The organism is Pollutimonas thiosulfatoxidans (assembly GCF_004022565.1).
GTDB lineage: Bacteria > Pseudomonadota > Gammaproteobacteria > Burkholderiales > Burkholderiaceae_B > Pusillimonas_D > Pusillimonas_D thiosulfatoxidans.
In genome coordinates, this window is sequence record NZ_CP022987.1 from 1595748 (window position 1) to 1608681 (window position 12934).

Annotated in this window: 12 protein-coding genes; 4 read left to right on the forward strand and 8 right to left on the reverse strand. The window is 58.4% G+C overall.

All coding sequences use genetic code 11. The features are described from left to right. Nucleotides 1-796: 796 nt before the first annotated feature. Entirely contained in the window at nucleotides 797-2260 is a 1464-nt protein-coding gene (rng, locus tag CKA81_RS07645; RefSeq protein ID WP_128354769.1) for a ribonuclease G, read from the forward strand. A gap of 4 nt (nucleotides 2261-2264) precedes the next feature. Here rng and CKA81_RS07650 read toward each other — a convergent pair whose 3' ends face one another. The 4 genes from CKA81_RS07650 to CKA81_RS07665 all read right to left on the reverse strand — a co-directional run bounded on the left by CKA81_RS07650 (nucleotide 2265) and on the right by CKA81_RS07665 (nucleotide 5980). Continuing rightward, a complete protein-coding gene (locus CKA81_RS07650) occupies nucleotides 2265-3539 on the reverse strand; it encodes a TRAP transporter large permease (RefSeq protein WP_128354770.1) in 1275 nt (424 codons plus the stop codon). Further along, on the reverse strand, nucleotides 3536-4126 hold the full coding sequence (locus CKA81_RS07655; protein WP_128354771.1) for a TRAP transporter small permease subunit: 591 nt from the start codon (nucleotides 4124-4126) through the stop codon (nucleotides 3536-3538). The genes CKA81_RS07650 and CKA81_RS07655 overlap by 4 nt, the downstream gene beginning before the upstream one ends. 72 nt (nucleotides 4127-4198) lie before the next feature. Beyond that, nucleotides 4199-5206 (reverse strand): TRAP transporter substrate-binding protein, encoded by a 1008-nt coding sequence (locus CKA81_RS07660; RefSeq protein WP_164878365.1) that lies wholly within the window; start codon nucleotides 5204-5206, stop codon nucleotides 4199-4201. 96 nt (nucleotides 5207-5302) lie between these two features. Beyond that, nucleotides 5303-5980, reverse strand: a complete 678-nt coding sequence (locus CKA81_RS07665; RefSeq protein WP_128354772.1) for a GntR family transcriptional regulator — start codon at nucleotides 5978-5980, stop codon at nucleotides 5303-5305. Between the two features lie 85 nt (nucleotides 5981-6065). Here CKA81_RS07665 and CKA81_RS07670 point away from each other — a divergent pair, with 85 nt between their 5' ends. Continuing rightward, the gene (locus CKA81_RS07670; RefSeq protein ID WP_394342550.1) at nucleotides 6066-6947 is read left to right on the forward strand and encodes an isocitrate lyase/PEP mutase family protein; all 882 of its coding nucleotides are present in this window, start codon (nucleotides 6066-6068) and stop codon (nucleotides 6945-6947) included. 7 nt (nucleotides 6948-6954) lie between these two features. On the opposite strand, the gene CKA81_RS07675 is transcribed toward CKA81_RS07670, so the two are convergent. Together CKA81_RS07675 and msbA are read right to left on the reverse strand one after the other, a co-directional pair. Next, nucleotides 6955-7371: a hypothetical protein gene (locus CKA81_RS07675; RefSeq protein WP_128354774.1), complete on the reverse strand. Its 417-nt coding sequence runs from the start codon at nucleotides 7369-7371 to the stop codon at nucleotides 6955-6957. Nucleotides 7372-7436: 65 nt separating this feature from the next. Further along, nucleotides 7437-9212, reverse strand: coding sequence for a lipid A export permease/ATP-binding protein MsbA (msbA, locus tag CKA81_RS07680; RefSeq protein ID WP_394342538.1), 1776 nt, complete (start codon nucleotides 9210-9212; stop codon nucleotides 7437-7439). Nucleotides 9213-9320: 108 nt separating this feature from the next. Here msbA and CKA81_RS07685 point away from each other — a divergent pair, with 108 nt between their 5' ends. Further along, nucleotides 9321-10292 (forward strand): glycosyltransferase family 9 protein, encoded by a 972-nt coding sequence (locus CKA81_RS07685; RefSeq protein ID WP_128354776.1) that lies wholly within the window; start codon nucleotides 9321-9323, stop codon nucleotides 10290-10292. 3 nt (nucleotides 10293-10295) lie between these two features. Further along, nucleotides 10296-11060, forward strand: coding sequence for a YdcF family protein (locus CKA81_RS07690; protein ID WP_128354777.1), 765 nt, complete (start codon nucleotides 10296-10298; stop codon nucleotides 11058-11060). On the opposite strand, the gene CKA81_RS07695 is transcribed toward CKA81_RS07690, so the two are convergent. Then, nucleotides 11057-11689 (reverse strand): FMN-binding negative transcriptional regulator, encoded by a 633-nt coding sequence (locus CKA81_RS07695; protein ID WP_128354778.1) that lies wholly within the window; start codon nucleotides 11687-11689, stop codon nucleotides 11057-11059. The two genes, CKA81_RS07690 and CKA81_RS07695, sit on opposite strands and share 4 nt — an antisense overlap. 54 nt (nucleotides 11690-11743) lie before the next feature. Then, on the reverse strand, nucleotides 11744-12913 hold the full coding sequence (locus CKA81_RS07700; RefSeq protein WP_128354779.1) for a glycosyltransferase family 4 protein: 1170 nt from the start codon (nucleotides 12911-12913) through the stop codon (nucleotides 11744-11746). Between the last annotated feature and the right edge of the window lie 21 nt (nucleotides 12914-12934).

Here is a 12934-nt window from a genome sequence, read left to right on the forward strand (position 1 = left end):
TCAATTGCCATGATCAGCAGATAAAAGCACAGGCATCGACCACTGAGCTGCCTTCTTCTATATCGCACTTCTGGCGTGCATCGCTCCGAGATTGGACAGATATAGAGAAGCGCCATATATAAAGAGTCGATGCACAATCACGACGGATGACCGTGACGCTCTCACCGCCAGTAATGCACGCCCTCCGATATGTAGGGAAGAGGTGCCGCAGTAGCGGGACCTGTCGCCACGTGGTGATAGCGTCGTGCCTGGTGATCGCCTAAAGCTATCCGCTCTAGACGACGCAGCGCCGTCCCGCTGGCCTATATCTCCACGCTACTTATATATATAGGCAGGAACATACCGACGTCCTATCCGCTCCACTCAGAAGGACCCACGCCGTCACAATCACTACAGACTCGCGGTGTGGCGTGGGGGCACGGGCTGGGCGGCTTTAGGGCACGCCTTGTGGCAGGGCTGCGGCGGGGAGGCAAGCCTGCGGGTGTCCGAGCAACACGGGTGTCGGGGCACTGCCCCGACGTTGCGAGTTCCGCAGGCGCCCCGCCGTGGCCCTGACGCAAGGTTTGCCACGGCGCAAGCCGGAGCCGTGACCGTCTAGCCCAGCCCGTGCCCCCACGCCGCGCCGCGCGCAATAGGAACAGTGGATCGCAATAGGAATAAAAGCAAATCATCGCATCAGCACAGGCTGATTGCACTAACAGAACCGCATTGGCGAAGCCCCATAAAGGTAAGCCCATCTACCACGACGCTCCATTCACCTCTACACTGACAAAACACCGCAATCACATAATGCCTCATGACCGAAGACATACTAATAAACGTCACACCCTTTGAAACCCGCGTCGCCGTAGTCGAACAGGGCTCCGTGCAAGAACTCCATATCGAACGCAGCATCCAGCGTGGCCATGTCGGCAACCTGTACCTCGGGAAAATCGTGCGCGTGCTGCCCGGCATGCAAAGCGCCTTCGTCGACATAGGCCTGGACCGCGCCGCGTTTATCCACGTTGCCGACCTGCGCCAAAACCGTAACGAGCGCAGCACTGGTGCAGCCATCACGCCTATCGAGAAACTCCTTTTCGAAGGCCAATCCCTCATGGTCCAGGTCATCAAAGATCCACTCGGCACCAAAGGGGCACGTCTTTCTACCCAGATCAGCATCGCAGGCCGCATGCTCGTCTACCTTCCTTACGATCCGCACGTCGGCATCTCACAAAAGATAGAATCCGAGCAAGACCGGATCTCGCTACGCGACCGCGTCTTGAGCTTTCGAGCGCAAGATGAGCAAGGCGGGTTTATTGTCCGCACCCAGGCCGAAATCGCCACGAACGAAGAGCTCGAGGCCGACCACTCTTATTTGCGCACCCTCTGGAACAGCATACAATCGAAGGCCAAGATCCAAGGCGCCCCGTCACTGCTCTATACCGACCTCACGTTGGCTCAGCGTGTGCTCCGTGACATGGTCACGCCCTACACCGGGAGCATCGTGGTTGATTCGCGGGGCACCACTCAAGAGCTTATCGATTGGGCTCGCACCTACACGCCTTCCGTGCTTGAACGCATCAAGCATTACAGCGGCGAGCGCCCCTTGTTCGATACCGCCAATGTCGACGAAGAGATTGCCCGGGCGCTGTCGCGTCGGGTCGATCTGAAGTCGGGGGGCTACCTCATTATTGATCAGACAGAAGCCCTGACGACCGTCGACGTCAATACCGGCGGCTTCGTTGGAGGTCGAAATTTCGACGACACCATCTTCAAGACCAACCTGGAAGCTGCCATTGCGGTGGCGCGCCAGCTAAGGCTAAGGAACCTGGGCGGCATCATCATCCTGGACTTCATCGACATGGAAGATACCGAGCACCGTGCTGCGGTGTTGGCCGAACTGAACAAGGCGCTAAGCAAGGACCGCACGCGCATGACGGTCAGTGGCTTCAGTCAGCTGGGGCTGGTCGAAATGACTCGCAAACGCACCCGCGACTCTTTGGCCCACCAACTATGCGAGCCCTGCCCTACTTGCCAGGCCCGCGGCAATGTCCGTACGCCGCGCACGCTTTGCTATGAGATCCTGCGTGAAATTCTGCGCGAATCGCGGCAGTTCAATCCCAAGGAATTCCGCATCCTGGCCTCGCAAGCCATTGTGGATTTGTTCCTGGAAGAAGAAAGCCCGCACCTGGCCATGCTGGGCGACTTCATCGGCAAGCCGATATCGCTCGAGGTGGAAAGCCAGTACACACAAGAACAATACGATATCGTTTTGATGTAAGACTCTAGAAGGTACTCGGTATCCAGGTGACGATGGATGGGACGAAATACACCAACACCACCGCTACCAACATCAAGATAATAAACGGTATGACGCCCCGGGCGACCGCGCCAAGCGTGGAGCCGGCAATCGCCTGGATCACGAACAGGTTCAACCCCACCGGCGGCGTAATCAATGCCAGTTCAATCAGGATCACGAAATAGATGCCGAACCAAATGGGATCAATACCAAGGTCCAATACCGTTGGAAACAGCACGGGAACCATGATCAGCAACATCGACAGGCTTTCCAGGAACAGTCCGATCACCAACAGAATGGCGGTTACCAGCAAGAGGAAACCATCGACCGACGAAATATGAAGGTCGACGAGCTCCGAAAGCATGGCCGGAACCTGGTAGAGCGTTATTGCCTTGCCAAAAATCTTCGCGCCAATCACGATAAGGAAAAGCACGATAGTCGTTTTAAGCGTTTGCCTTACCGCCGCAATGAAGTCCTTGACCGATAATGTTTTCAGGAAAAACGCGGTCAGCAAGAACGATGCGGTTGCACCCACCGCAGAAGCCTCAGTAGGTGTAAACGCGCCTGCGTAGATGCCGCCGATTATCAGCACTGCCAGCGCGACAGTGGGCAATGCACGCATGGTCGAGCCGCGTTTCTCGGCCCAAGTGGCGCGGGGCGCCTGTTGGTGGAGCTTGTTGGCACGCGCATAGAACACGGTATAAATGCCAAAGAGCAACATAAGAAGCAAGCCTGGCCCGATGCCGGCCATGAACAGCTTGCCTATGCTCTCTTCGGTAATCACACCATAGACAATGAGCGGGATCGACGGCGGTATAAGAATACCCAGCGTACCGCCCGCCGCCAGAAGACCGAGCGTAAAGCTCTTGCCGTAGCCGCGTTTGACCATCTCGGGGATCGCTACCGAGCCGACTGTGGCCGCGGTCGCGATCGAGCTTCCTGATATGGCGGAAAATATCCCGCAAGACAGCAATGCCGAAATACCGAGGCCGCCGGGCCAATGCCCTACCCACTTCTGAACCGCCTCGAAGAGATCCTTGCCGACTCCGCCTTTCAATAAAAGGTTGGACATCAACAGGAATAAAGGAACAGACAACAGCACGAAGTTATCGAGCGCACCGTGCAGGTTCTGGGCCACCATGGCCAAAGGCAGTCCCTTCAGCAATAACAAGGCGGCGCCCAACCCCGCAAGCGAGAAAGCCACAGGCACGCCGATAAACAGCAGCGTGAGGAGCGCGATTCCAATATAGAGCAGTGTCACGCGCGAACCTCGTCGTGTGGCGATGGTTGAGCTGCCTCGTGCAAGGCAGGGTCGAGTTCAGCAATAACGGAGAAGTTGGGCGGGCCGCGAAAAGGCAGCCGTATCAGTTCAGCGGTCGATTGAACCAGAAGAAGGAAAAACCCCAGTACGACCGGTAGCTCGGCAATCCAGTTAGGCAGCGCCAACATGGTTGGCTGCCGACGTCCAAGGCGAATAGAGTCAGCGACGACGTCCCACCCCTTGGTTACCGCCAGAAGCGAGAAAAGAAAAATAATAATGAGCGACACCGCTTCGAGCACATAGCGAACCGACTTTGGCGCGATGGCCAGCAGCGCTGTTATTCTGATCATCTCGCGATCTTTGAGAACCAGGGCCATTCCCATATAGGTAAACCAGATCTGCAAGGTGACGGAGATATCTTGCGTCCATTGCGTGGGCGAAGCGAAAAAATAGCGCGCCACGGCTTCGTAGGTCAGGACGACAGTGACAAAGATGATCATGTAGACACCCACGCTTCCACTGAGCTCGGCGACACGGTCGACGAAGCGAAGGACCTTGCTTCGTTCGATGCTTGCTTCTTTTTTCATGCGCGCACTCGCGGTAAGACAGCGGGGGCCGGCAGGCAGTGGGCCGAACGCCCCCTACCCGCCAAACACCAACTAGTAGAGTTTCTTGACTTCGTCGACCAGGCGCTTGCCCACGTCACCAGCGGAACGGATGTACTCGTCCACCGCGGGTGCTGCCGTCGCCTGCCAAGCTTTCACCTGCTCATCCGAAAGATGGATAACCTTCATGGGGGTCTGGCTGCGGATGAATTCTTCCGACTCGAGATTGTCGGTCTTGGTTTCGGCGCGCATCACGTCTTCGGCCGATTTGGCAGCTGTTGAAATCCATTCTCTTTCTTGCTCGGACATGGAGTCCCACAGCTTGTCGTTCATGACGATCAGGAACTCGGTCTGGGCATGATTGGTGATGGTGACGGAATCCATGACCTCAAAGAGCTTGCGCGACTGAATTGCTGTGGTGCCGGTCATGCCGACGTCCACAGTGCCGCGCTGGTAGGCGATGAACTGTTCGGCGCCGCCGATTTTTACCGGTATGCCGCCAGCGGCATTGATGAAGTCGCCGGACGGCTTGCCCAGCACACGTACTTTCTTGCCTTTCATGTCATCGGGAGTGATCACGGGCGTGCCTTTGGAAAGCAGTTGCACGGGGCCGTAATCTTGCCACCACACGACGCGCGTACCAGTACTGCGGATAAGCTCGTCGATTTCCTGGCGGATGGGACTTTCAGGCGCTGCCGCCTTGGCCAGGACGTCGTAGTTGGGGAACATGAAGGCCACTGAGAACAGACCTGTTGCCGGCAAGGTGCCGGCATATTCGTCTATCAATACCAGGCCCATGTCGATGGCACCAGCAGCGACCGCCTGAGGCACTTCACTGCCTTTGTAGAGCTGCGCCGAATCATAGATCTCGACCTTGATCTCACCATTCGAGATCTTCTCGACCTGATCTTTGAAATACACGACATTGGCGCCGACCGGATGTTTCGCGGAAACCTGCAGGCTGACTTTAAGCGTACGCTCGGCATGGGCGGCCATGCTGCCGCAGACCATGAAAGTGGCTAACGCTGATAGACACAGCGACTTGATGATACGTTTTTGCATGCGGGTCTCCTCCAGGGCAAAAAACAAAAAGCGTTGGATGCCGCGTCATAGCGCGATCTCTCAAAAATTGTATACAACTACTTCGGAAACCGTCAATCAGAGATTATCCCTGGAAAGCTTGTGCCGGATCGCCTCATGACCAGCGGCCAAGTGAGCTCTCATGACGCTCTCGGCCCAGATCGGATCGCGCGAGCCGAAAGCATCAGCAAGCTCGCGATGGTGCGCCATACTGCGATTGATCTCCTCCAGCCGGTAGCTCGAAAAGGTTCTGTAAACCAGAGGGAAAGAAATGACTTGCTGCGCCAGCGTCATTAGCCGCGGGCTATGTGAGGCAGCCATGATGGCGGCATGATACTGCTCGTTCAGGCGAGTCAGCTCGTGTCGAGCCTGAGAATTGTCCATGCCTTGTTCGACCAGTTGCTCCATGGCCGTACAGAGCTTGTAGAGGGCATCAAGCTCTTCAGCGTTTATTCGTGTGGCGGCGAGCCGCGCGGCATAAGACTCCAGCACCATGCGTAGGCCGAATATTTCTTCGAGGTCTGTACTGGTCCAACTGCGAAGTCGGCTTCCGAGGTTGGGCACCGTCTCCACGAGGCCCTCCTGGGTCAGGCGACGCAAGGCTTCTCGAACAGGCGTCCGGCTTACGCCTATTTCGGTAGCAAGTTCGCCCTCTTTCAGCTGACTCGCAGCAGGCCAATAGTTGCGTAGTATGCGGTCCCTGATCCAATGATAGGCCTGCTCAGCAGTATGTCCATGCTGCCCTGTGCGCGCCATGATGCCGTCCGATCCTAGAAAGCTGTTGATACTGAGCCGAGATTGTATACAATTAATTTCTGGCTTACTACAACGAGGAATTGCACTGATGACCACCGCCACAGAGAAGCGTCAACGCCTGCGCGAACGCCTGGCCGCACCGGGGATGCTGACTGCACCCGGAATCTTCGACATGATTTCAGCCCGCATGGCGGATCGAATGGGCTTCGATGTGTTGTACATGACCGGCTATGGCACCGTGGCATCTTATTTGGGCTTGCCTGATGCAGGCTTGGCTACCTATACCGACATGCTCAATCGGGCCAGCGCTTTCGCGCTAGGCACCCAAACACCCATCATCGCCGATGGCGACACGGGTTACGGTGGCTTGCTTAACGTCGCTCATACAGTGAAAGGCTATGAGGCTGGCGGCTTGGCGGGTATTCAGCTTGAAGATCAGGAATTCCCGAAGAAGTGTGGGCATACGCCGGGGCGCCGCGTCATTCCCGCCAGCGATATGGTAAAGAAAATACGTGTCGCCGCCGAAGCGCGCAACAGTGATGATTTCCTGATCGTCGCCCGCACAGACGCCCGCACGTCTTTGGGGCTGGATGAGGCGCTGAGCCGCATGCATGCCTACTCGGAAGCAGGTGCCGACATACTTTTCGTGGAGTCGCCCGAATCGGTGCAGGAGATGGAGCAGATCGCTGGCGCTTTCGACAAGCCGGTACTGATCAACATTGTCGAAGGTGGCAAAACGCCCGTACTGTCGCGCGAGCAACTTCAGGCGATGGGATTCCGACTCGCGATCTATCCGGGCACCGCTTTTCTCGCAATGGGTAAGGCACTTGAAGATGCCTATAGTGCGCTGCTACAAGACGGCTCCTCAGCCGCTGTGGCCGACCGCCTTTATGATTTCGAATCCTTCAGCCGCCTGATGGGGTTTCAGGCCGTCTGGGATTTTGACAAGGCGCATGCCGACGATTAGCCGCGGTTTAAGGGCAGACTTCGGGGTGGGCGATGGCGGCAAACAACTGCTCGATACGCTGCTGGGTCGCCGAATCAGCGTAATAGCTGTATACATGGGCTCGGCTGCGGGGCTCGGACATCAACGTCGATTGGTAAAAGGTCAGGTCCGCGACAATGGCGTTCTCGTAGCTGGTCTGGCCGGCCGGCTTATCGATGATGGTGGCATAACTGGTCTGGCGAGGGTCCAGCGCAAAGACAGGCGCTGAGCCGCAGGCCGCTTCGTGCTTGAATAGCGCGGCCTGTATCTTGGCAAAGCTCAGGGGTATGGTGTAGTCGCCGCGAAAGTACCGCTGGTCACGCAAATCCGTAACGCGTAGGCCCTGGGGTGTGGATGCGCAGCCGGCCAACATCGCGACCATCACAAAAACTGCTGGAATCTTCATTGTCTTCGTCCTTTCAAATTCGGGAAGGACAGTGGCCGCAACTGTGCTGAACCACTGCCGCGGCATCAATCTTCGCGGAACTGCATGCGGTACAAAGAGGCATATAGTCCATCTTGCTCAAGCAAATCTTCGTGGCGCCCTTGCTCGACAATGCAGCCCGCATCCAGGACCACGATACGGTCGGCTTTCTGCACGGTCGAGAGCCGATGCGCAATCACGAGGGTCGTGCGGCCTGCCATCAGCAATTCCAGCGATGCCTGCACCTGGCGCTCGGATTCATTATCCAGGGCAGATGTGGCCTCATCCAGAATCAGGACGGGCGCGTTCTTGATCAGCGCGCGCGCGATGGCCAGGCGTTGTCTTTGGCCACCCGAAAGCTGGCTGGCATTCTCGCCTACCGGCGTTTCCAGGCCCAAGGGCAGGCCCTCTACAAAACTCAAGAGATTGGCAGCCTGCAAGGCATCGCGAATATCTTGTTCGCTGGCCTCATGCAAGGCGCCATAACCCACGTTCTCGGCGATCGTGCCCTCGAACAGAACAACATCCTGGCTGACCAGTGACAGCTGCGATCGCAACTCCCGCAGGTTCAGATCGGCAATGTTCTGACCATCTATGGATACGATGCCGCTATCGGGTATGACGAAACGCGGCAACATATTGACCAGTGTCGTCTTGCCACTGCCTGACCGACCTACCAATGCAATCGTCTGGCCGGGCTCGGCCACGAAAGAGACGTCGGACAGCGTGTCGACGTGGGCATCAGGAAAACGATGGTGGATATTGCGGAATTCGACACGGCCCTTGACGGGTAAGCTCAGCTTGGTTTTACCCGTGTCGGTTTCGGGCTCTTGGTCGATCAGGGTAAATACGCTTTCGGCTGATATCAGCATGCGTTGCATGGCGCTTGCAATATTGGTCAGTCGCTTCATGGGATCGAAGATCTGCCCAAGCGCCGCCATGAAGGCCGCAAAGCTGCCCACAGTAAGACCCTGGTGGTTCGCCTGGTAAAGCGCCACCGCAATCACGGCCGCCACAGACACGCCTATGGAAAATTGCGACAGGGGCGACATGGCAGCATTGGCGCTGGCGGCACGCATGGCAAACCGGCGCAGCTTGGCATTTACGTATTGAAAGCGGCTGGACTCGCGCGTATAGCCGTCAAACAGCTTGATGACGCGCTGGCCATCTATGCCTTCGCGCACCACCCGGGTCAGCTCGGCGTTCATACCTATGGTTTCACGATTGATACGGCGTAGTCGCCGAATGAAGATACGTGCAATGATCGTGGAAATCGGCAACATGACCAGGACAATCAAGGTCAACTGCCACGACATGTACAGCAGCACGCCCAGCAGCGCGACGACAACCAGCGTTTCGCGCACCACCACCGTAATGACTTCCGTGGCCAGGCCTGTGACCGTGCCGGCGTCTATCGTGAACCGATTGAGCAAGCGGCCGGAGTCGCCGCGCTTGAAGTCGGCGTCGGAAAGTCCAAGCAGCCGGTCGAACATCTCTTTGCGCAGGCCCAGCAGCATGTTGTTGGCAACCCAGGCCAGCAGGTAGTTACTGGCGAAGCTGCAAACCCCGCGCAACAGCATCAAGCCGACGACTGCCAGCGGTATGGACCAGATGTAGGATGGCTTGGTGCCCGAGAACCCTTCGTCGAGCAAAGGCTTCATGATGACTGCCAGCGTGGGCTGCGTGGCGGCCGCTACACTGACCAGCAACACGGCAACGATTACCGCTTTCCAGTACACGCCCAGACGGCTGTATATGCGACGCCACAGGTCGATCTTGACGGGTTCCGAGCGTGCCGTGGTTTGGCTGGCTGAATTCAACAATAAACTCGCTTATATACTATTGGGTGATTCATTTTAGCGTTACCAGCCTGAAACGCCGTCCCCGCCTACTTGAACAATCATACCGCCTGCTTCGCCCGTCCCATATTCATGCCTATGCCTTCAGCCATCTATGTGCGTCTTCCCAACTGGATTGGCGATGTCTGCATGAGTCTTCCCAGCCTCCATACGTTGCTGGACACCCAATTGCCGATCGTCGTCTGTGCACGACCGTGGGCGCGTGATCTGCTGGCGGGATACAAACTGGGCGGATTCATCGATATGAAAGGCCGATGGCGGGAAGATCGTGCGGCCGTTCATGCCTACCGCAAGAAAGCTCAGCACGCACACCCGCGAGGCGTATTGCTACCCGACTCACTCTCGAGCGCGATGGTGTTCAGCTTTGCCGGGATCCAGAGCGCTGGTTACCGTGACGATGGCCGCAGCCTGATCCTGCGTTGGCCGGTACAGAAGCCGGGCGGCGCACCGCATGCGGTGCAAGCGTGGCATTTTGTCACCGCCCAGGCCTTGAAGCGCTGGAATCTGCCGGCTAGCCCCCTGCCGGCCGAGCGCACTCTGGGCCTGCGGATGACGGACCGGCACCGTAGCGAAGCCCAGCACGCACTGAAAACCACCGGCCTGGACAACAAGCCATTCGTACTGATCGCCCCCACAGCGACAGGCTTGCACCGAGGCAAGGTCAAAGTCTGGCCGCATTACGACGCGCTGACGCGACAGTTGCAGGAACAGGGTCATATTGTGGCCATGTGTCCGCCACCCGCCGAAGCGGAATCTGCCAGGCGCAATGCGCCGACAGCCCTTTGCCTGCCGCCCTTGAAGCTGGGCGCCTTTGCTACACTCACCCGACTCGCTTCACTGGTCGTGTGCAATGATTCCGGTGTGTCGCATCTAGCGGCCGCCGCCGGGTCCCGCCAACTGACCCTCTTCGGCGTTACCCAGCCCGAGCGCACCGGACCCTGGTCCGAGAATGCCGTTTGCCTGGGCTCGGCGAATGCCTGGCCGTCGCTGCGAGACACCGAGCAACATATTCTTGCCCTTTTGCCCGAAGACATTGGCCGGTAGCACATGACCTTTTCTAGTTTTCTGACTAACCTGGTGATTCCGCTGAACCTGTGCATCACCTTGCTGCTGATCGGCGCGATCCTGTTCATGGTGCGCTGGCGCAAGACGGGGTTCCTGGTGGCGGCCACAGGGCTGGCCTGGGCGCTGTTCTGGTCGTTGCCGGCCTCATCGTTATGGGCCGGCGGAAGACTAGAACAGTTGTATCCCCATCAGCCACCCATGAATCTGCCGACTGCGGATGCCATCGTGGTACTTGGGGGAAGCACTGCCAATGGACGCACCAATTGGTTCGAGCCCTACGACAGCGCTACAGCAACTTCACGGGTAGACACCGCGGCGGTGCTGTACAAGGAGGGCCGGGCGCCCTTGATTGTCTTGTCCGGAGCGGCACTCGAGGGTTCTGTCAGCGAGGCGCAGATGATGGCCAATGCGCTCAAGCAGGCCGACATACCCGAGACCGCGATGCTGCTCGAGAACCGCAGTTTCACCACCCACGAGAATGCAGTCTATACCGCAGAGAAACTCAAGCAGCGGGACATTCGCCGCATCCTGCTTGTGACCTCCGCCCTGCACATGCCGCGCGCCATGGCAGTGTTCCGCAAGCAAGGCGTCAGCGCCATTGCGTCGCCAGCTCCCCCACAGATTGTCGTACCGGCGGACCCAAGGTTTTCGTTCTGGCAACCAAGCATGCGGGCACTCGCCGCCAGCCGCTCCATCGTCAAGGAGTATGTCGGCCTGCTGGTGTACTGGATGCGCGGCTGGATCTAGCGGGGGCCAGCCGTCATGAGGCGTACCAGTTCATCCTGGTGACGATCGCGTAGCGCCTGGACCACACCGTCGGCGTCGCGCTGCTCTCTGTTTTGACTCAGCTTGAACTTCCCCAACAAGCGGGTAATGTCGATTTCTATGCCCACAATGGCCCCAAGCATGCGGGCGATGTAGTCGGGGCTGGAGTCGGTCATTTTCCAGGGGCTATCGGGCTCGGCCTGCTTCTCGTGCGTGCGCGTCAGGCGTGCCACCACACCCCTTACAAATTTCTCGTCATCGCGTATCTTGATATGACCGTGAGCGTGGACCACACAATAGTTCCAGGTCGGAACCTGTTGATGCGACTCGTGCTTGCTGGGGTACCAGTTGGGCGAAACATAGGCATCGCCGCCCTTGAAGATCACCAGCACTTCGTCGCCATCGGCTACCTCCCGCCACAAGGGGTTGGCCCTGGCGACATGACCGGTAAGCGTGCCATGCGTGCCACGCGACGTGTCGAGCTCAAAAGGCAGGTGGTTGGCGTCCAACCCTGCAGGTCCCTGCGTCACCAGGGCGCCCAGCGGGTGCTCACGCATCAAGGCGTGCAAGACTTCCGGACGGGTTTCCTCGAAGGCCGAAGGCAGATACATGGTGGCAGACTCCTTAGCGCCGGGTGGTCAGTTGCATAATCAAGGCGGGGGCCATCACGAGCTGGTAACCGGCGCGGGATATTCGCGCTCGGCGATCACTTCGGCATACAGGCCCAGGTAGCTGCTCGCGACCTCCTCCCAGCTGTGCCGGGCGACCACGGCATTCCCGCCCTGAACCAACGTGGCGCGACACACGGGGTCGTCGCTGATCCGCTTGATGCACAGCGCCAGTTCGTGGTGATCTTCCGGATGCTTCATTACGAGGGCTTCATGACCGTCGCGCACATACTGGGCAAAGCCGCACCAGGGCGCCGGGCTTAACACCACGGGCAACTGAAATGACATGGCTTCCAGAGGGGCCATCCCGAAGCTATCGTTCAAGGTAGGGTGCACATAGACGTCCGCCGCCCGATAATAGGGTGCGACGTCGGATGTCTCTTCCACCAGACTGATGCGGTCGGCCAAGGCAGCAAATTCGGGCGCTTTATGGATGAAATCGCGGGTGGCGGCATTGCTGCCAACGACAAGCAGCTTGTGCCGGGCCGGCAGCAAGGCCATCGCGCGAAGTACAGTGGGCAAGCCTTTGCGCAAGGGGTTGCGCGCCACCAGCAAACTGACGTGGTCGTCGGCAGCAAAGCCCAGCCGTTGCCGGATGCCGGTGCGGTCGGGTTCACCCGGGCTATCTTGCACGGATACGCCCGGCGGAATGACCGGGTAATCGGCCTCGCCGTAAGCCGCCTCGAGTTGATCGGCAATCAAGCCCGACACGGCCACGGCGCGATGGGCCGGCCGCCTGGCAACACGGCGCGCTTCCAGTCCAAGATAAGTCTGCACGCGAGGGCTAACATATGAAAGCAGCCGCTTTGCCAGGGGCAAGGCGCGCACCCGCCAGTTGTAGCGCACCGGGGTCACGTGTATGACTTCGATATCGCCGCACCAGCCGTTCATGTGCGAATGAACAATGTCATAGTCGCGGCGAGTCGCGCGGCGGGCGCGCCACGAGAACAGCAGCACGCGCACCCAACTGGGCAGACCCTTCCAGGACCGCAAAGGAACAAAGGGCAGCACCAGGTCGCAGTTTGCGTCGTATTCGCGAGCGAACACCGTGACATCGTGGCGCTGCGCCAATTGGCGCATGAGTGCCACCCCATAGGCCTCAGCACCGCCGTAACGATTGCCAAAACGGTCTACAACAAAAGCGATTTTTAAACGGGGCATCGACATGGGTGGCACCTGTACAAGAGA